The sequence below is a fragment of the Methylophilus sp. 42 genome (assembly GCF_000384155.1).
Lineage (GTDB): Bacteria > Pseudomonadota > Gammaproteobacteria > Burkholderiales > Methylophilaceae > Methylophilus.
In genome coordinates this window covers 501797-520809 of record NZ_KB913031.1, presented here as the reverse complement: position 1 = coordinate 520809, position 19013 = coordinate 501797, and the positions used below count along the sequence as shown (strand labels likewise).

Annotated in this window: 17 protein-coding genes; 7 read left to right on the top strand and 10 right to left on the bottom strand. The window is 51.6% G+C overall.

The window, feature by feature from the left end:
- The first annotated feature begins 32 nt into the window (after positions 1 to 32).
- The 3 genes from xerC (at position 33) to MET42_RS0102400 (ending at position 2239) form a co-directional block, all read left to right on the top strand.
- On the top strand, positions 33 to 914 hold the full coding sequence (gene xerC / locus MET42_RS0102410; RefSeq protein WP_019881151.1) for a tyrosine recombinase XerC: 882 nt from the start codon (positions 33 to 35) through the stop codon (positions 912 to 914).
- Between the two features lie 169 nt (positions 915 to 1083).
- Complete coding sequence (locus tag MET42_RS0102405; protein WP_019881150.1) at positions 1084 to 1668, top strand: superoxide dismutase; 585 nt, start codon at positions 1084 to 1086, stop codon at positions 1666 to 1668.
- Positions 1669 to 1786: 118 nt separating this feature from the next.
- A complete protein-coding gene (locus tag MET42_RS0102400; RefSeq protein WP_019881149.1) occupies positions 1787 to 2239 on the top strand; it encodes a YiiD C-terminal domain-containing protein in 453 nt (150 codons plus the stop codon).
- Positions 2240 to 2252: 13 nt separating this feature from the next.
- Here the strand turns inward: MET42_RS0102400 and MET42_RS0102395 are convergent, their stop codons facing one another.
- Together MET42_RS0102395 and MET42_RS0102390 are read right to left on the bottom strand one after the other, a co-directional pair.
- Positions 2253 to 5969, bottom strand: a complete 3717-nt coding sequence (locus tag MET42_RS0102395; RefSeq protein ID WP_019881148.1) for an EAL domain-containing protein — start codon at positions 5967 to 5969, stop codon at positions 2253 to 2255.
- 196 nt (positions 5970 to 6165) lie between these two features.
- Positions 6166 to 7359, bottom strand: a complete 1194-nt coding sequence (locus MET42_RS0102390) for a CynX/NimT family MFS transporter (protein WP_232411242.1) — start codon at positions 7357 to 7359, stop codon at positions 6166 to 6168.
- A gap of 217 nt (positions 7360 to 7576) precedes the next feature.
- Here MET42_RS0102390 and xth point away from each other — a divergent pair, with 217 nt between their 5' ends.
- Positions 7577 to 8347, top strand: coding sequence for an exodeoxyribonuclease III (gene xth, locus MET42_RS0102385; RefSeq protein WP_029512298.1), 771 nt, complete (start codon positions 7577 to 7579; stop codon positions 8345 to 8347).
- A gap of 1 nt (position 8348) precedes the next feature.
- On the opposite strand, the gene MET42_RS0102380 is transcribed toward xth, so the two are convergent.
- The 3 genes from MET42_RS0102380 to MET42_RS0102370 are packed head-to-tail and all read right to left on the bottom strand — an operon-like array spanning position 8349 to position 11233.
- The gene (locus MET42_RS0102380) at positions 8349 to 9299 is read right to left on the bottom strand and encodes a hypothetical protein (protein WP_019881144.1); all 951 of its coding nucleotides are present in this window, start codon (positions 9297 to 9299) and stop codon (positions 8349 to 8351) included.
- Between the two features lie 22 nt (positions 9300 to 9321).
- Entirely contained in the window at positions 9322 to 9744 is a 423-nt protein-coding gene (locus MET42_RS0102375; RefSeq protein ID WP_019881143.1) for a DNA polymerase III subunit chi, read from the bottom strand.
- Positions 9745 to 9751: 7 nt separating this feature from the next.
- Positions 9752 to 11233 carry a leucyl aminopeptidase gene (locus MET42_RS0102370; RefSeq protein WP_019881142.1) on the bottom strand — a complete coding sequence of 494 codons (1482 nt, stop codon included), beginning with the start codon at positions 11231 to 11233 and terminating at the stop codon, positions 9752 to 9754.
- An 88-nt stretch (positions 11234 to 11321) separates the two neighbouring features.
- On the opposite strand from MET42_RS0102370, the gene lptF reads away from it, so the two are divergent.
- Both lptF and lptG read left to right on the top strand, forming a co-directional pair.
- Entirely contained in the window at positions 11322 to 12431 is a 1110-nt protein-coding gene (gene lptF / locus MET42_RS0102365; RefSeq protein WP_019881141.1) for an LPS export ABC transporter permease LptF, read from the top strand.
- Positions 12428 to 13522: an LPS export ABC transporter permease LptG gene (gene lptG, locus MET42_RS0102360; RefSeq protein WP_019881140.1), complete on the top strand. Its 1095-nt coding sequence runs from the start codon at positions 12428 to 12430 to the stop codon at positions 13520 to 13522. The genes lptF and lptG overlap by 4 nt, the downstream gene beginning before the upstream one ends.
- Before the next feature lie 9 nt (positions 13523 to 13531).
- On the opposite strand, the gene MET42_RS0102355 is transcribed toward lptG, so the two are convergent.
- The 3 genes from MET42_RS0102355 to MET42_RS0102345 are packed head-to-tail and all read right to left on the bottom strand — an operon-like array spanning position 13532 to position 15030.
- Positions 13532 to 13939: an RDD family protein gene (locus MET42_RS0102355; RefSeq protein WP_019881139.1), complete on the bottom strand. Its 408-nt coding sequence runs from the start codon at positions 13937 to 13939 to the stop codon at positions 13532 to 13534.
- Positions 13940 to 13999: 60 nt separating this feature from the next.
- The gene (fae, locus tag MET42_RS0102350) at positions 14000 to 14542 is read right to left on the bottom strand and encodes a formaldehyde-activating enzyme (RefSeq protein WP_019881138.1); all 543 of its coding nucleotides are present in this window, start codon (positions 14540 to 14542) and stop codon (positions 14000 to 14002) included.
- A gap of 47 nt (positions 14543 to 14589) precedes the next feature.
- On the bottom strand, positions 14590 to 15030 hold the full coding sequence (locus tag MET42_RS0102345) for a GNAT family N-acetyltransferase (RefSeq protein WP_019881137.1): 441 nt from the start codon (positions 15028 to 15030) through the stop codon (positions 14590 to 14592).
- 101 nt (positions 15031 to 15131) lie between these two features.
- Between MET42_RS0102345 and MET42_RS0102340 the strand changes: the two genes are divergently transcribed.
- On the top strand, positions 15132 to 15512 hold the full coding sequence (locus MET42_RS0102340; protein ID WP_019881136.1) for a DoxX family protein: 381 nt from the start codon (positions 15132 to 15134) through the stop codon (positions 15510 to 15512).
- Positions 15513 to 15577: 65 nt separating this feature from the next.
- On the opposite strand, the gene MET42_RS0102335 is transcribed toward MET42_RS0102340, so the two are convergent.
- Complete coding sequence (locus MET42_RS0102335; protein WP_019881135.1) at positions 15578 to 16840, bottom strand: sigma-54 dependent transcriptional regulator; 1263 nt, start codon at positions 16838 to 16840, stop codon at positions 15578 to 15580.
- Between the two features lie 9 nt (positions 16841 to 16849).
- Positions 16850 to 19012, bottom strand: coding sequence for an ATP-binding protein (locus MET42_RS0102330; RefSeq protein WP_019881134.1), 2163 nt, complete (start codon positions 19010 to 19012; stop codon positions 16850 to 16852).
- Position 19013 lies beyond the last annotated feature (1 nt).

The following is a 19013-nucleotide window of genomic DNA, read 5'->3' as shown; positions in this document are numbered from 1 at the left end:
CAGCGTAGACCCGCTCACTAGAGGTAGTGTCCATGCATGAGTTACTGGACGACTACCTCGACTTTCTGCACTTTGAGCGAGGACTCAGCGAGCATACGCGCAACAACTATCAGCGCGATATTGAGCGACTGTTAACCCAACACGCAGACAATCTTCAGACTCTCACCCCACAAGACATTCGTCGCCAAATAGCCAGCCTCAATAGCCAAGGCATGCATGGCCGCAGCATCGCCCGCATCTTGTCCAGTTGGCGTGGTTTTTATCGCTATTTGGTATTACACAAACATTTTCCGGCCAACCCTGTCATCGGTTTGCGTGCGCCCAAAGCACCTAAAACTTTACCGCATGCGCTATCCATAGAGCAAACCATCAAGCTGGTCGATATTGAAGGCGACGAAGCGATTACCGTGCGTGACCGTGCCATGCTGGAGCTATTTTATTCCTCAGGCCTGCGCCTGAGCGAATTGGTTGACCTGAACTTAGACAGGCTGGACTTGCCAGAAGGCCTGATCACAGTCACAGGTAAAGGCAACAAAACCCGCATGGTGCCTTTAGGCAGCAAAGCCGTCACAGCGCTCAAAGCGTGGCTAGCGATCCGGCCGCTTTGGCTCACCAAACGACCGACAGAAATGGCCGTATTCGTCAGTCAGCAAGGTCGCCGCATTCACGCACGCACCGTGCAAATCCGCATCAATCACTGGGTCACTAAACAAGGGCTGCATAACCATGTGCACCCGCACATGTTGCGCCACAGTTTTGCCAGTCACGTTTTGCAAAGCAGTGGCGATTTGCGTGCCGTGCAAGAAATGCTGGGGCATGCCAACATCAGCACCACACAAGTTTACACCCACCTCGACTTTCAACATTTGAGTAAAATTTATGACGCCGCCCACCCGCGTGCGCGCAAAAAATAGCGGTTTTCTACCGAATGATCACACAGCCAAGGTTTTGCAAGATGGCAAAATATGGCAAAATAACCCTACTAAATTGGTAAACCTTTGCCAGTCACGTGACTCTAATGTCACATCGTCTTAGCTTACAAAAGCAGGCTTACATTTCAACAAACCTAAAAAAGGAACATCCATGGAACACGCCTTACCAGCATTGCCATTTGCAAAAAATGCATTGGCCCCACACATGTCAGAAGAAACCTTTGACTACCACTACAGCAAGCACCACCAAGCATATGTGACCAACCTCAACAACCTGATCAAAGGCACTGAGTTTGAAAACGCCGCTTTGGAAGACATCATTAAAAAATCTTCTGCTGGCATCTACAACAACTCTGCCCAAGTCTGGAACCACACATTCTTCTGGAACTGCCTGTCTCCAAACGGTGGCGGTGAACCAAGCGGTGCATTGGCGACTGCCATTAACGCCAAATGGGGTTCATATGAAGAGTTCAAGAAAGCCTTCCAGACTTCAGCCGTTGGTAACTTTGGCTCTGGCTGGACATGGTTGGTGAAAAAAGCGGACGGCTCTGTTGACATCGTCAACATGGGTGCTGCTGGCACCCCGCTGACCACTGGCGACACAGCACTGCTGACCATCGACGTATGGGAACACGCTTACTACATCGACCACCGCAATGCGCGTCCAAAATTTGTCGAAACATTCCTCAATCACCTGGTGAACTGGGAATTTGCAGCAAAGAATTTTGCTGCTTAAGCAGGATGCATTGTTGAGCCATCAACAATCGTTCACCTGTAAAAACCTCAAGCCCCGCTTGAGGTTTTTTGCTTTTCGGCACCTGCCTGTTTAACCCGATATGCCCGAAGGAAGATCAATGGCCACACTGGAAGAGACTTTTGAAAATAAACTGTTTGAACTGATCCCGCAAACCAGAAACCTCGGTATCAAGATCACAAACATAGCCGAGAACACACTCACCGTGCGTGGTTCGTATACATTAAATAAAAATCACCTGGATATTGTATTTGGTGGCAGCATTGCCGCCATTTCGATTACGACCGCCTGGTCATTGCTGCAACACAAAATACAGCAAGCCGGACTGACGGGCAGCCTGGTGATCAAGCAGCAGGAAATCAAGTTCTTGCTGCCAGTACATAGCGATTTCGAGTGTGTTGCCACTTTGCAATCGGTGGAGGACTGGCCGTTATTTCTAGAGCATTATCACCAGCGCGGGCGAGCAAAACTGATCATCAATGCGCACATTGTGTGCGAATCCAGAATCACGTCAACGTTTCAGGGGGTGTTTGTTTTATACCAGCCGAGCTGAGATCGCGCCAAGTTTAACTCGCCTGTAAAACAGCTTGATGCTTGGCAGACAGTGGCGGCTGGACAACCCAGGCTTCAAACGCATCCAATGCCAAAGGCCTGGTGAAATAATAGCCCTGGAAAATTTCACAACCCAGGTCCTTAAGCACATTGAGTTGTGCTTCGGTTTCGACGCCTTCGGCCAGTATCTCCAATTTGAGGCTTTGCGCCAGCGAAATGATGGCATTAACGATGCTTTCATGGTCGTGGCCGTTGAGCATATCGCGCACAAAGGACTGGTCAATTTTCAATTGGTCAAACGGCAAGCGTTTCAGGTAAGACAGCGAAGAATACCCCGTGCCAAAATCATCCAGAGAGAAGCAGACACCGATTTGCTTGAGGGCAGCCATTTTAGCAATGATGTCCTCGACATTATCCACCAGCATGCTTTCTGTCAGCTCCAGTTTGAGATTGCCGGGGTCTATGCCTGTTTCAGTGAGCATATGCTGCACCTCTGTCACAAAGTCTGGCTGCAAATATTGCTTGGGGCTGACATTGACCGACAGCACCAGGTGACGTAATTGTGGATGGCCGGCCCAACGCTGCAACATGCCACAGGCTTCCTGCAACACCCAGCGGCCTAGCTCTACAATCTGGCCGGTATTTTCTGCCAGGCTGATAAATTGCCCGGGCATAATGACACCGTGGTCAGGGTGTTCCCAGCGCACCAGCGCTTCAGCACCGACGATATCGTGTTTCTGATTGTATTGCGGCTGAAAATGCAGAATGAATTCCTGCTTCTCAATCGCTGTGTGCAAATCGGCCTCCAGCGCGGCGCGTTGACGCAACTCGGTTTCCATTTGGGTATCAAAAAACTGATAGCCATTGCGTCCGGCTTCTTTGGCTTTATACATGGCCATGTCTGCACGACGCAGCAATTCGTCCGTTTGGCTCATGTGTTCCGGGTCAAACAGCACCACACCGATACTGGGCGTGGTGTAATGTTGATAATGCTTGAGGTTAAACGGTTTTTTAAAGGCGGCCACAATCTTTTCGCACACACGCCTGGCCTGCTTCTCTGCCTGCAAGGCATCATGATGCAAACTATCCAGTACAACTACAAATTCATCTCCGCCCAGGCGACTCACCGTATCCAGGCGTCGTACCGACTGCCTGATGCGCTTGGCCACTTCGACCAGCAAGGCATCACCCACATCATGGCCGTGCGTATCATTGAGCGTTTTAAAGTTGTCGATATCGATAAACAACAAAGCGCCGCCCGTTTCCTTGCGCATGGCTTTACGCACATGCGAAGCCAGTTTTTCCTGTAACAGCATGCGGTTGGGCAAGCCGGTCATGGTGTCGTAATAAGCCAGCTGGCGGATTTGCGCATCGGCCTGTTTGCGCTCGGTAATATCCCTGAGCACCGCCACCCAATGCGTGACCAGCCCTCCTTTATCCAGTAACGGCAGCGCATCCATTTCAAGTGAAATACCGACACCGTCCTGATTCACGGTCACCACCTCGGTTTTGACCGGGCGCATGTGCTGAAAGGCGTCTTTGATCCGCTCCAGTTCACGCCCTGGCGTCGCCTCCTGAAACAACTCAAAGGGGGAAATGCCGCTTAGCAAATCCACTGAGCGGCCGGTAATGCGGATAAATGCCTCATTTAAAAAAACGATTTTTTGCTGCATGGGCGCATGCAGCGGCGATTCGGTAATCATCACAATGTCATTGAGCCTGGAGACACCATTTCGCAATAAATGTAGCTGTTCGTCTGACTGCTCACGTTCAATCGCCAGCCCGAGGATTTGAGCGTAGCTGTCGATAAAGTCCAGCTCAGCCACTGGTGGGCTATGTCGCTGCTGGCGATACATGGCCAACACGCCCAGCACACGGCGGCTGCGCGACAAAATAGGCATGGTCCAGCAGGCGCGCAACCCATGGGTAATCGCCAGTTCGCAGCATTGCTGCCATAACGGGTGTGTGCTGATGTCTTCGGCAATTACGCGACCTTCTGTGAGCGCGGCAACCCCACAAGCCTCCAGCGCTATGCCATCAATGGCTTTTGCATAAGCGGCAGGCAGCCTGGCAGAGGCGGCGTGGCGCAAATGCTGGCCTTCTTTGTCCAGTAGCAACATCGCACAACTGACATCCGGGAAGTGCTGTTCGATTAACAATACAGCGGCGTGCAAAATGTCTGGCAACGCCACATCGGCCAGCATCATGGCCTGAATTCTGTCCTGCCCCTGTTTGATGGCCGCGAGTTGTTTGTGCGCAGTGATGTCTTGCAATGAGCCTTGTAGTTTGACAACTTTGCCCTCGCTATCGCGGACCGGCCGCCCCATGGCGCGTACCCAGAAGCGACGACCATTGGCAGTGATCTTTTCCATCTCCAGGTCATAAGGCACGCCTTCATCGATACATTGCCGAATCGCGCTACACATCAATGCCTGATATTCAGGCACAAACATGCTCACACCCTCCTCTACCGTCGGCGAATAGCCTGGCGGCATTTCATGCAAAATTGCCACTTCGTCTGACCAATGAATCAGGTTGGTTTTAAGGTCTATCACCCAACCACCGATTTTCGCCACACTACCAGCCACCTTGAGCAGGTACTCGGCCTGGGTACGGCGATCAATTTCATTTTGCAGTGCCTGGGTACGCAGAACCACCTGTCGCCTGATCTGCAAGTTCCACAGGAAGGTAGCCCCCAAGATGAGCAACAGGATTGAAACACCGCGCACCAGCCAAGTGATATAAGGCCGTTTCACCAGCATATCGCCCTGGTAGATAAAACCGTTCAGGTTATAGTGCTTGGGCACCAAGTCCAGCTCTGCCAGTGTTTGCGCGATGGCATACCAGCGCTCTTCATTCATATGCCCCCACGGCACCACATCAGTGAGCACGTATGGCACCATCGAACTGGCTTCCTGCAGCAGCGTTTGTTTAGTGACGCCGCGCTTGGCCACGCCTGGCATATCGGCAATCAGGTCAGCCACTTCCTCCTGGTGGCTCAATGCATACAGCCAGCCCTTTTTGGTCGCCCGCAAAAAAGCCTCTACGCGCTCGGGATGCTTGGCTAATTCACGCTCACTGGTAAATAACACATCGCCGTAAAAATCAACGCCATATGGCTGGTTGCTGATGATGCTGGGCGTATATCCCATTTGCTGCAATTGCCCGGGCTCGTCCATGGCATAAGCAGACACCACATCCACCTTACCCTCAATCAAATCCTGCAGGCGCCAGCTATGCGGCACGATCGTCATCTGCTTGATATCCAGATGCTGCTTTAACAACATGGCTTTGAACTGATAGACCCCCTGCCCGTCGGTCGACATCATGATACGCTTGCCAATCAGGTCTTCAGGGGTTTGAATATTGCTTTCCTTCAGGCTGAGCAATACTCCAGGGGAATGTTGAAAGATCGCTGCCAATGCGACCACCGGTTTGCCGGAAATACGTGACACCAGGATCTCGGCATCACCTATGCTGTAATCGGCTTGCCCGGATAACACTTGCTGCAAGGGCGGCAGGTCTTTGCTGCCTTCAATGAATTTGACGTTTAACCCTTCGTCACGATAATAGCCTTGCTGCTGGGCAGCGTAGTAGCCTGCAAACTGGAACTGGTGGCGCCATTTGAGTTGTAATGTAATATTCTCAGCAGCGACGGATACCAGCGCGCAGGCAAGGGCAACGCATGTGACCAGCCATCTGAGTAAACATAAGATTGAATCGCGCTTCATTGGTATCGTCAACACATCACTGCAATTGGGGTTGAGGCGTTAGGCTCATCATAAAAATCCAGCCTAATTTATACCGTATATGCTGCCAATTACATCAAACAAACAGACAGCCATTTATACTGGTATCAATGTAATTGGATGCATGATCCCCAATGCGATGGCCGCAGGCGCGCAACCCGCGACATCCCAAAACCGTTTAATGACGCGGCGGCTTCAACCGGGTAGCCAATAGCAACATCAGCACAGAAACAGCAACCAGCAATTGATAACCGCCAACAAAGTGCCCACTTCTATCGTGCATCAGGCCCATAATAAATGGCCCGGTAGCGGCGATGAGATAGCCGATGGTCAACACAAAGGCATTCCAGCGATTAGCCGCATCTGGTGTATGGGTATGATCCAGAGGCAAAGTCATCGCCAGTGTAAATGCACCACCCAGGCCAAATGCGGTGACCGGCACCCATAGCCAAGGTGATGCCCCAGGCGTCGCCATGCCTGCCAAGCCAACTGTAGACAACAGGGCGCAGCCTGTAAGCCAGCCACGCCTGTCAAGTTGGCGGCTATACATGCCAACCACCGGGCTAGCCAGCATGAAGCAGAAGGTGAAGCTGGCCAGCACCGCCCCTGCCTCTGCGGCAGGCATGCCAGTCTCCTGGTACATAGCTGCCGTCCAGGTGAGGATGGAGTAAAACAGGAAATTAACGCAGGCAAAAAACAACGCTATCATCCAGGCAACAGGGGTGCGCAAAGGCAAGCGGGGGGCGACGGCCTCCATAGCTAATGGCTCACTTACCTGCCGCGTTGTGAGTGATTTACGGATCACAAGCCACCAGGCAACGATGGCAATGGCAGCAAATGCCGCCCAAACCCCGGTTGCCAGGCGCCAGCCTGCAAACTGCAATATCCAGCCAGTCAGCCCGGCCGACAAGGTACTGCCCAATGACAAAGCAGTAGCATAAATGCCCATGATTAACGCTGCTCGATTGGCAAAGCTGGCTTTAGCTATGCCTGCAAACATAGCGCCTGCCACAGCAATACCAGCACCCACCCCGACCGTGGTACTCAATAGCAAGACACTGCCACAAGAGTAAGCGCGCACTAACATTGAAATACTCAGCACACTCAAAGCCACCATTAACACTTTATTGACGCCAAACCGGCGCACCAGCCACGGTGTAGGTAAAGCCAACGCCCCCATTAATAGATCAGGAATCGCCGTCATCATCGAGGCCACGGCGTGACTCAATTGAAATGCTTCTATGATGGCAGGCAAGGCAGGCCCCATGGAAACAATTCCCGGCCGCAAGCCTATCGCCACTAGCACAATCGCCACAACCAGCCACCACTCACTTCTGGAGAAACCTGCGCGACTCCCTTTGCTGCTGTTCATTTTTTGCTCCCGATATCAAACCATGCAAGCGTCACTGTAACGGGGAGCGCGTGATTGAAAAATACGCCATTTGTCTGATATATAGCAGATCACGCAATCAACATAGTCATCAGCCACGGTGTGGTGATTGACGGCATGGTTAAAAGAGTCGTGTAAAATGCGTGTGACCCTCAGGCGCATACAGCGCCTTTCGCCAAATCATTTGTGGAGAACTTTGTTGAAACTGGCTACCTGGAACGTCAACTCGCTGACTGTACGCTTGCCACATGTGCTGGACTGGCTGGCCGCCAATCAGCCGGACGTATTGTGCCTGCAGGAAACCAAGCAGGAGGACAGCAAGTTTCCTTATGCCGCCTTGCAAGAAGCCGGGTTTAATGCGGTCCATAATGGTCAGAAAACCTACAATGGCGTGGCGATTATCAGCCCGCATCCACTCAACGATGTGCACCTTGACCTGCCAAATTTTGCCGATGAGCAAAAGCGCATTATTGCTGCCACGATACAAGGTGTGCGTGTGATTTGCGCGTATGTGGTCAATGGCCAGGCGCTAGATTCAGATAAATATCAATACAAGCTCAACTGGCTGGCCGCCTTGCAGAACTGGGTCACGGACGAGTTAAAGCAACACGAAAAACTCGCTTTGTTGGGGGATTACAATATTGCACCGGATGATAGAGATTGCCATGACCCGGTTGCCTGGGAAGGGCAAGTGCTGGTGAGCCAGCCCGAACGGGACGCGTTTCAGCAGTTATTAGCGCTGGGATTACACGATAGCTTTCGCCTGTTTAACGACGAAGCCGGGCAATTTAGCTGGTGGGATTACCGGATGGCCGCCTTCCGCCGCAACATGGGCATGCGCATAGACCATATTCTGGTCAGTGATGCCTTACAAGCCCTGTGCCAGAGCTGTGTGATAGACAAGGCACCGCGTAAACTGGAGCGCCCCAGCGATCATACACCGGTCATGTTGACACTGACCAACGCATAAGTTAAATCGTGGGCATCACAAACTTGATGCCCTGTAATACTTCCAGAATACGTGACTTGAGGCGTTTGTTCATTTCAGCCTCCATTTCCTGCAGTTGTGTCGCCACCGCCGTTGCGACCAGTGCAGCTACTTTCTCCTGCAAAACTGGCTCTGATGCAGCAAGCTCAGCTTGCATACCCTGTTTAAACTCAGCCATTTGGGCTGCATTCAACTCGGTAAATGCCTCTTGCAGCGACTGCTTGTAGTCTGCGACCAGCGTGGCGGCAGCCGATGCCTGGCTATCAGACAAGGTTTGTTTATTCGTTTCTTGCAATTGTTGCAAATGCTCGACCAGGCCCTGTTCGAGTTGTTCACGCAAGGATTGCAGGCGGCTCTCCATTTGCGCCTGCTGCGCATCTACCAGCGGGGACAGCGTCTCACCCAGCCATTGCTGACTGGCTTTATCCACCGTGTCACGCACGGTTTGTTCGGTGGCCGCCAGTAATTGCTGCTGGGTTTGCCCTAACTGCGACAGCTTTTCCTCGACCGCTTGCAATTGTTGTTGGAGATTGCTTTCCAGTGTGGCCTGAAACGATTGCTCACTCGACTGTATCTGCGTTTGCTGCGTTTCAGTCAATCGCGTCACTTGCTCTTCAAATGCCTGCAACTGCTGCTTGCTGACATTCCCCATCGCCTCACGGAAGGCCTGCTCTATCGCCTGAATGCTATCACCGACCTGCGACTGTGCCTTCGCCAGCACCTCTTGTTGCAGTGTGTTAGCATAATCGGCAAGAGACTGCTGCCCGGCGGCAAAGGTATCAGGGCTCTTCTCGGCCAGTTGTGCCGTCACCAGTTGAGTGATTTCCGGCAACAACGCCTGTTTAAGCTGCGCAACCAATTCATCCATCTCGATAGCCGGTGCCGCCGTTTTCTGAACGACTTTGGTTAATACCGGAATTTCTGAAATATCCACACCATCCCCTTTGCAAGGCTTGTTATTGCGTTTGCTTATTCATGTGCTGAATCTCGTAACCACGGTCACGATAAAATGCCCAACGTTGCCGCCCGGCAATCTTGTCAGCCTCTTCGCTACTGATCAACTCGAACACATGCCGAAAACGACTGAAAAATTTAGGCAGATCTGCCTGGCAATTGAACAGTAAATCATCCTGACGAATCTGCTCCGGCTGCCAGGCCAATTGCACCGGCGTCAGCGCGGCATTCTCGGCATCAGCCAATGCATTTGGCAAAAAGCTGTCCGCTCCTTGCTGCCACAGTTGATCACCCAGCCTTTGTGCCTGTTCACGGTCTGGCACATAAATGGTCACACGACGCTGCCGTGACAATGCCTGACTCACCAGATGCTGTATCAACGCTGGCGGGTCAGTGACATCAGTGTAAAAACGGATTTTGGTCATGACGCGCTTATTTGGCGGCTTGTTCCAGCAAATAAGTCACTAGCAATGGCACTGGACGGCCCGTGCCCCCTTTTTCCTTGCCAGATTTCCAGGCAGTGCCTGCGATATCCAGGTGCGCCCAGTCATATTTCTTGGCAAAGCGTGACAAGAAGCAAGCGGCAGTAATACTACCCCCAGCACGACCACCAATGTTGGCGATATCGGCAAAATTGCTGTCCAGCTGACCTTGGTAATCGTCCCACAATGGCATTTGCCAGGCGCGGTCATTTGCTTGCTCGCCAGCAGCCAGCAAGGCTTTGGCTAAGGCGTCATTATTGGCAAACAGGCCGCTAACATGATGCCCTAACGCAATGACGCAGGCGCCAGTCAAGGTGGCAATATCAATCACTGCCGCTGGCTCAAAACGCTCGGCGTAAGTCAGCGCGTCACACAAAATCAAACGGCCTTCTGCATCGGTATTCAGCACTTCAATGGTCTGGCCAGACATACTGGTCAACACATCGCCTGGCTTAGTCGCGCGGCCACTCGGCATGTTTTCACAAGTCGGAATCAAGCCCACCACATTCAGTGGCAACTTCAACTCACCCAAGGCTTTAAATACACCCAGCACAGAAGCGGCACCGCACATGTCATACTTCATTTCATCCATGTCAGCACCCGGCTTCAGTGAAATGCCACCGGTATCAAACGTAATGCCTTTGCCTACCAGCACTACTGGTTTTTGCGATTTCTTGCCATGCAGATGCTGCAACACAATAAAGCGTGGCGGCTCTTCGCTGCCTCGGGTCACGCCCAGGAAAGAACCCATATTGAGCTTTTCAATCGCAGCCTGATCCAGTACTTCTATCTTAAAGCCATATTCTTTGGCCAGTTTCTCAGCCTGCTTGCCCAGATAGCTCGGTGTGCAGATATTCGGCGGCAAATTGCCCAGGTCTTTGGCCAATGCCACGCCTTGTCCCAAACTATGCCCCTGGCTGACACCGGCTTCGACGGACGCCTGATCAGCTTTTTCCGCCAGTACGATCACTTGTTTAAGCGGATGCGGCTCAACAGACTTCTCTTTCACCGCATTTACTTTATAAGTGGCATCCAACACAACCTCGGCCAAGGCGGAAGCCTTTTGCTGCACGGTTATTTTTTTGATACTCAGGCTGGCAAAGTCTGTCGCCACACACTCCACGCCAGCAGGCAATGCTTTCACTGCTGCACGGAAGCTGTTACGTAAGCCTTTCAGGCTCGCATCGTCCGCCTTACCTAAACCAACCAGCATGACTCTCGGCGCCTCCACACCAGAAAGCTGGCGTAACAACAGGGTGCTACCGGTTTTACCTTCCATATCGCCAGATTTCAGCGCAGCCGAAATGGCTTTTTCGCTCATCGTATCCAGCGCTTTAGCCAAATCCGTCAGTTTCCGGCCTTCATAAATGCCGACCAGCAAACAATCCGTACGCAATTTTTCCGGGGCAGCGCTTTTTATGCTAAATTCCATCTTTATCCTTTGTGATTCCATGCAATTTGCCTGAGTGATGGTTGTATTATCTAGTGTTTTATGCTGATTTCAAAGCGGTGCATTTAAATTGAAAATATTCAAACGTGCATTGTCTGCAGAGCTGATGTCCTCAGCGTCTGCCATTTTCCTGATTATCCTGGGCATTGTCGTGGCGCAACGCGCCGGTAACATCGTGCGCCAAGTATCTAAAGGCATTTTGCCCAATGATGCCATTGGTACTATCCTGACCTTTAGCCTGGTGCAGTTCATGCCCATGATGTTGTCTCTCGCCATTTTTCTGGCAGTGCTACTTACCCTGACCCGCTGGCATCGTGATTCAGAGATGGTGATCTGGATGAACGCCGGGCTGAGTTTGCGCCAATGGGTACTGCCGATCTTGCGTTTCATTACACCGATTGTGCTGATCATCAGCTTGTTCAGCCTGATCATCATGCCTTGGGCGAATGAAAAAGCCGACAATTATCGCGCTCAGCTAAAAAAACGTGATGAGCTGTCCTCTATCAGTCCGGGCACCTTCAAAGAATCGAATAATGGCGAGCGTATCTACTTTATCGAAAGCTTCGATAAGCTGGGCTATGAGGTCAAAAACATATTTGTGCAATCCAAACAAAATGGCAAGACCGGCATTATCACAGCCAACAGTGGCAACCGCTATAAAGCCCCCAATGGTGATAATTTTTTGCGCATGGAACACGGCAGGCGTTATGAAATCACGCCCAATACTCTAGAGGTGATGACCACCGAATTTGAGCGCTACGACATCCGTGTGGAAATCAAGGAAGCAGCGCCCGCATCCAGTACCGCACAGACCAGAACAACACAATCATTGATCTTTGGTGCCACGGCCGCAGATCATGCTGAATTGCACTGGCGGCTGGCTATCCCGATTTCAACCATTGTCATGGTATTGCTGGCAATCCCACTCAGTTTTGTTGACCCGCGCGCCGGGCGCTCGCTAAATATCATGTTTGCCATCCTGATATTCATTATCTACAACAATATGCTGAGTATCTTCCAGGCCTGGATTACCCAGGGCAAGATATCAATTCTGGTGGGACTATGGCCAGTCCACCTTATATTCGCCCTGCTCGGCTGGTATCTCTACCACCGCCGCAAATATCTCAAGCCATTGATTCCTGACTGGTTTAGACGCCGGGCCAAGCGCATAAAAACATGACGCTGACTATCCTCAATCGTTACTTCTGGAAAGAAATCAGCTTCAACATCATGCTGGTGTTGCTGGGTTTGCTCGCCATGTTCTCTTTCTTTGACCTGCTGCAAGAGCTGGATAGCCTTGGACGTGGTCACTACGGCATTAACAGCATGTTGATTTATGTCGGCCTGAGCATCCCAGGGCACATTTATGAAGTCGCGCCCGTGGCTGTGCTCTTAGGGATAGTCTATACCCTGGGTGCCATGGCCTCGAGTTCAGAACTGATCGTGATGCGTACCAGTGGCATTTCTTTGCAAATGATTGCCAAAATGCTCTTAAGCATTGGGCTGGTATTTGCACTCATCACTTTTTTGATTGGTGAAATCATCGCGCCAATCAGCGAAAAAATGGCACAACGCATCCGTATCCAGGCCACAGACTCGGTGGTGGCGCAGGACTTCCAGTCCGGTTTATGGATTAAGGATGGCAGCAGTTTTGTCAATGTTGCCACTGTCATGCCTGACACCAGCCTGGTGGATATTCGTATTTATGATTTTGACGCACAATTCCGCTTGCGTAATATTAGCCACGCCGACAAAGGCTACTTTGAAGATGATCACTGGGTGCTGTCGAATGTGACACAAACCAAAATGCACACCAGCAAGTCGGCACAAAACAATTCCGTCACCTCGCAGTTTTTCAAGCAGACGAAATGGGAGTCGCTGATCCGGCCAGAGTTACTCAATGTACTGCTCGTGCTGCCAGAGAAAATGTCGGCCTGGAACCTGTACAGCTTTATCCAATACCTGCATCAAAACGGGCAACGTAGCACCCGCTACCAGGTCGCACTCTGGTCCAAACTGGTATATCCATTGGCCTGCCTGGTCATGGTCGTGCTGGCACTGCCATTTGGCTTTTTGCAGCAGCGGGCTGGTGGCATCAGCGCCAAAATCTTTGCCGGCATATTCCTGGGGGTGGTCTATCAAATCATGAACCGCGTGTTTGTGCATCTTGGCGTGCTCAACGACTGGTCACCACTGGTCAGCGCCATCAGTCCCACGCTCCTCTTTTTAGCGGCTGGGCTCGGCATGCTTTACTACGTTGAGCGACGATAATACCAAGGCCTAAACCGGCGGCAATACCATAATGCGAGAGCCTAACAGACGGTCATGCAAAAACTGTTGTTCGCGGTCCAGCAATGCCCACCACAAGGTCAACCCGGCAGGTAATAGCAACACGCCGGCCAACACATAACGCATCACCGCTTGCTGCACATCGAGCAACTGCCCGTGCTGATCAACCACCTTTAACCTCCAAGTCTGACTGGCCAGAGTTTGTCCGGTTACCACCCAGCAACGCACAAAATAAGCCCCCATCACCAACCACAGCAAGGCCTGTAAGCCCAGCCTTTTCCAGCCATGACTGGCGTCTCCCAGCAACATGACATAGGCGGCTGTCAGTGCCAGCGCTAACGCCAACAGCAATAGTGCTTCATATACCACCGCCAGATACCGTTTAATTAAATGCTTCATTGTTTTAAGTCCACATAACAAAAACCCCGCAATTGCGGGGTTAGGCAGAAAAAAACAGGATTACTTTTGATCCCAGCTGTCTTCCCACATACAGTGTCTGATTTTATGACGGTTAGCAATCAGTTCATCAATGCTAGGCTCGTCGTTCAAAGCACGTTTCAATGCCAGCTTGATCGCTTCGTAGTTGTTTTTGTAGAGGTCAGCCTTGTCCAGGTTCGCTTCTTTGGCACAGCCTGGATCCACCCACAGCAATGCCACGATGCACAGATCATTCACCAGCTCTTTAGGGATAATACCCTCGATCACGGCATCCGTAATGCCATCAGCTACACCAGCTTGCACCACACCACCGAACAACTCAATGTTCAATGCGTCTTTCAAAGTTACTTTTGGCACCATCATGGTCGCTGGACGCACCATCTGGTTGATATCACGCACAGCGAACATGGCAGTGTGACCTTTGGTCTGCGCCATCATGTTGGCAAATGCAGCGCCCACTGGGCCATCGACAGAACCGATCAAGATTTCCGGCATGGCGGCGGTAACGTCTTTGCCTTCAGAAAACACGGTCGCTTCACCGGCTTTAAATACGATTTTTGACATGAGAATTCCTTTTATGTCTGCAAGTTGGAGAAAAACTTAAGCCGTAATTATACCAGTTCAAGTTGCATATCTATATGCAATATATCGGCATCACTGTAAGGCTCACTGCATACCTCAAAGCCCACTTGCTGATAAAAACCAACGGCATGCATTTGCGCCGACAGCCGCGCATGACTGACTTCCAACTGCTGGCAAACCTGTATGGCCTGCAGCAACAAGGCCTCCCCTACACCTTTTCCACGCCACGCTGCGAGCACGGCCATGCGGCCAATATGCCCGTCAGGCAAGACTCTGGCACATGCCAAGGATTGATCACCCTGGCATGCCAGCAAATGAATCGCAGTTGCATCAGCGGCATCCCATTCCAAGTCCACCGGCACGTGTTGCTCATCGATGAATACCATCTGCCGGATATGTCGGCATTGCGCCCACAAGGGATGATGCATATCCAGTCGATGGATACTGAGCTGAATACGTTGCACGGCCATCGCCACTCCGGATCAAATATCGCAATTGTACCTGTATTGCAATTGTAGTTAGCCGCAGGCATCATACGTCCTTTATTAAAAACAGGATTTGAGGAAAAGCTATGTGTCGTTTTCAAACCGCAGCGGCCAGAATTTTGCTGGGGCTGGTATTTTTTGGGGTGGTGATTTTAAAGTTGATGGCTATTCTGAATACGCCTGATGGCTACCTGCAATATCAGATGACCCTGGGCCAGTTTGGGTTGCCAGCGGTGTTTGCTCCCTTGCTGATCCTAATTCAATTTGTGTTTGGCCTGTTATTGATCATCGGCTTTAAGACCCGTTTGTCAGCGCGTGTACTGGGCGTGCTGGCCGCGTTCATGGCCGTGATTCTGGCCCAGGCTTCACTGGACGCATTCTTCGCCTACATGGGCATTGCCGGTGGCATGTGGCTGCTGAGCATTTACCCTGAAACGGCTTACAGCCTGGATAACCGTAACAAATAATCTGCCACATAGATAGCAAAAAAGCCGGGCAATTGCACCGGCTTTTTGTTTGCTTGCAAATCAGGCTAGCCTTTGATCTTAATCCCCAGCTGCTTGAGTTTACGATATAAATGTGTACGCTCCAGGCCGGATATTTCAGATAAACGGCTCATATTATTTTTCACCAGACGCATGTGGTACTGAAAGTAAAAACGCTCGAACTCATCACGTGCTTCACGCAAGGGCTGATCAAGATTGAGCGGCATATGCTGCTCGGCGGACTCGGTAGCCTGACCCTGAAAATTGGCCAGCACACGCTGCACATCGGTTTGTGTGATGGTATCGGCCAGGCTGGTCATCAACAGGTTCTGCACCACAGACTCAAGCTCATCCAGGTCACCCGGCCAGTCAGCATTGCGCAAGGCATTCAGGGCCGCGACATCAAACGATTTATAGTCAATCTTGCTGGCTTCCATCATCAAGGTCGCCATGGCACTCACCAGGTCAGGGATATCTTCCTTATGTTCATCCAGACATGGCACTTTTACCGCAGCACCGGCCAGGGTTTGCAATAAAGACTGCTCCAGCATGGCTTTTTCAATCAGTTGCGGCAAGCCATGCTCACTGGCACAAATCACGCGTACGCCATATTTCTCAGACTTGTTAATCAGTAAGCTCAGGCCTTTTTGTTCAGTTTTGCCCAGCCTGGTGACTTCATCGACAAACACCACACCTTCGCGTGCCTGCTCCAGGATTTCCATCGGCGCAGTGACTAACTTCTCATACTCGGTGAGCGCTACCCACGGCGTGTTGTGCGGGCGCAGGAACTTGGCACATAAAGGCACACTACCGCCTTTTTTACCAATCAGGAACAAGGTATTTTTATGCCGTGCCAGTTGCTCAAGACGCTGCTTGAGCTCCTGAATCACCGCGCTTTTGCCAAAGCTGGACAGGTTAATTTCAGTGTGCGCGAGATGCTCGGTGTGTTTAATGGCTGCGCCCACGGTTTTGAGCAGCTTTTGCAACGCGATGGGTTTTTCAAGAAAATCAAATGCCCCGAGGCGCGTCGCCTCAACGGCCGTATCAATGGTGCCATGGCCGGACATCATAATGACCGGCATGGTCAGCAATCCGGCATTGGCCCATTCCTTAAGCAGGCTAATACCGTCGCAATCTGGCATCCAGATGTCCAGCAAGACCAGATCCGGGCGTAGCTTGAGACGTTCGTCCCTCGCAATCTGTGCGTTCTCTGCCAAGCGCACGATATGCCCTTCATCTCGCAAGATGTCGCTCAACAACTCCCTGATGCCTATTTCGTCATCGACCACCAAAATATTACGTGAAGCCATGGTACTTCCTTACACGATGCGCTCAACGCGCCGACGCTGTTGTTGTTTATCTACCGGCAAGCTGATGGTGACGCTGGCGCCCCCTTGTGGCAGATTGTCTATGCGAATCTGTCCACGCTGCTCTTCTATCATTTTTTTCACAATGGCTAATCCTAATCCTGTCCCGTGGGACTTGGTGGTGACATAGGGCTCGAACACCCTGGCCATCACATCGGTCGGAAAACCACTGCCGTTATCGGTCACGGTTAATTTTATACGCTCGCCATCATAATCGGTCAAGATAACAATGTGCGGTTCACTCACTTGAGTCAGGGCATCCTGTGCATTTTGCAGCAGGTTATGCAAAATTTGCCGCATCATGGTCGCATCGGCATGTATCTCTGGCAGTTGCTCATGCAACGTCAATACCAACTTGACTGCCGAAGCGTTATACAGGCGGCTGACATCACGAATTAAAGCATTTAAATCCAGTTTAACCAACTGCACTGCCGGCGTTCTGGCGTACTCACTAAACTCGTTGACCATGTTCTTCATGGCCTGCACCTGGTTGACGATGGTATCGGTCGACTTAAACAGCATTTCTGCATCTTTGCTATCCAGTTTGTCTTGCAATTTAAGCTGCAAACGCTCGGCCGAGAGTTGTATCGGTGTCAGCGGGTTTTTGATCTCGTGCGCCAACCGCCTGGCCACTTCAGCCCAGGCCGCATCACGTTGCGCTTGCGCCATGGCGGTCACATCATCAAACACCACCACCAGGCCGTGCCCGGCTCCTTCTGGCAACCGGGTCACGCGCAACATGAGGATCTGCGTACCATGCACACCTTCAATGTCAATCTGGCTGGTCAGGTGCCGCTCATGATGGTCAAACTGCAAGGTATCCTCATAGTGCTGCATTACCAACTCGGTGAACGGGCTAAGATAGCTGTTTTCAGCAGCCACTTCGGTAAAAATCTTGTTTTTAAACCCAACCAGTGAAATACCCAGGATATTGGTTGCCGCCAGGTTATACACGCGCAGTTCTGCCCGCTCATTAATGGTCATCACGCCTGAGCTCAAATGCGACAGAATCGCCTCCAGATAGGCGCGAGCGGACTCTACGTGCTGGCGGCTTTGCTCGGAGGCATTTTTCGCCTCCTGCAACTGCCGCGTCATACTGTTAAACGACTTCACTAGCACACTGAGTTCGTCTTTACCAAACGAAGGCAGTTGTTGTGAGTAATCACCGCTGGCAATCAGGCGCGTCCCCTCGGCCAGTACGGTGAGCGGTTGCGCCATGCGTCGGCTCAACGCAAAGGCAATCGTTAACGCACCTAGCATGGACAACAGCAGAATCATGGTCAACGTCAGCATGAAAATATCTTTCAAAGACTGACGGCTATAAGACAGGGTTTGGTACTCGCGATAGACGTCCTGCACTGACTCTGCAGTGTTCGAGAGTGCTTTGGGAACAGGTTGCATCAATTGCAAAATGCGCAGTTCGCCAGTAATGCCCAAGGGCTCCACCGGCGTCAGCACCCGCATATACAGGCCTTTGCCGGGGATGGGCTCGATTTTTCCGTAGACGCCACTCCGGGCCTGGCGTAACTGCGGCACCGAAGGCAGCTCAGGCAAGAAGCTGCTGGGATCAGAACTGCTCACGGCCAGAATGGCACCTTGTGCACTGAGTAAAGCGGCATCCTGGATGCCTGCTTTCTCCCGCAAATCATTGATCTGGCTGTAATGGGAGCGCGCGGGCTGCAACGATAGAGACACCGCCATGCTTTGCGCTTTCTCTTTCACATCCCCCAACATGATATCCAGTGCCCGCTGGCCCAAATTCAGGCCGCCATCCAGTGCAGACTCCACCTTAACGTTAAACCAGGACTCAATCGAACGTGAAAGAAAGTTTACCGATACCAGGTAGACGATCATGCCGGGGATGAGCGCCATGAGCGCAAAAGTGACCAACAACCTGAAGTTGAGTTTGCTGCCGACCTGTTTGGTTTTGGTAGTGCGGTAAAGATGGCGTAGCTGGTAAGCAATCACACCCAGCAGCAACAAGGCCAGGCCGGCATTGATATAGAGTAACACCAGGTAGTAATCACCGCTGATAGCGGTATTGGCACTGGCCAGCGACAGCAGATAAAGCAGGGCTGCTGCCAGCGCAATCGACAAAATCAGGACATAACGCATA

What these genes read in the sequence shown, in the direction of transcription:
- xerC (WP_019881151.1), top strand. Translation starts at nt 33, where the DNA reads ATGCATGAGTTACTGGACGACTACCTCGACTTTCTGCACTTTGAGCGA.
- MET42_RS0102405 (WP_019881150.1), top strand. Translation starts at nt 1,084, where the DNA reads ATGGAACACGCCTTACCAGCATTGCCATTTGCAAAAAATGCATTGGCC.
- MET42_RS0102400 (WP_019881149.1), top strand. Translation starts at nt 1,787, where the DNA reads ATGGCCACACTGGAAGAGACTTTTGAAAATAAACTGTTTGAACTGATC.
- MET42_RS0102395 (WP_019881148.1), bottom strand. Translation starts at nt 5,969, where the DNA reads ATGAAGCGCGATTCAATCTTATGTTTACTCAGATGGCTGGTCACATGC.
- MET42_RS0102390 (WP_232411242.1), bottom strand. Translation starts at nt 7,359, where the DNA reads ATGAACAGCAGCAAAGGGAGTCGCGCAGGTTTCTCCAGAAGTGAGTGG.
- MET42_RS0102375 (WP_019881143.1), bottom strand. Translation starts at nt 9,744, where the DNA reads ATGACCAAAATCCGTTTTTACACTGATGTCACTGACCCGCCAGCGTTG.
- MET42_RS0102370 (WP_019881142.1), bottom strand. Translation starts at nt 11,233, where the DNA reads ATGGAATTTAGCATAAAAAGCGCTGCCCCGGAAAAATTGCGTACGGAT.
- lptG (WP_019881140.1), top strand. Translation starts at nt 12,428, where the DNA reads ATGACGCTGACTATCCTCAATCGTTACTTCTGGAAAGAAATCAGCTTC.
- MET42_RS0102355 (WP_019881139.1), bottom strand. Translation starts at nt 13,939, where the DNA reads ATGAAGCATTTAATTAAACGGTATCTGGCGGTGGTATATGAAGCACTA.
- fae (WP_019881138.1), bottom strand. Translation starts at nt 14,542, where the DNA reads ATGTCAAAAATCGTATTTAAAGCCGGTGAAGCGACCGTGTTTTCTGAA.
- MET42_RS0102345 (WP_019881137.1), bottom strand. Translation starts at nt 15,030, where the DNA reads ATGGCCGTGCAACGTATTCAGCTCAGTATCCATCGACTGGATATGCAT.
- MET42_RS0102340 (WP_019881136.1), top strand. Translation starts at nt 15,132, where the DNA reads ATGTGTCGTTTTCAAACCGCAGCGGCCAGAATTTTGCTGGGGCTGGTA.
- MET42_RS0102335 (WP_019881135.1), bottom strand. Translation starts at nt 16,840, where the DNA reads ATGGCTTCACGTAATATTTTGGTGGTCGATGACGAAATAGGCATCAGG.
- MET42_RS0102330 (WP_019881134.1), bottom strand. Translation starts at nt 19,012, where the DNA reads ATGCGTTATGTCCTGATTTTGTCGATTGCGCTGGCAGCAGCCCTGCTT.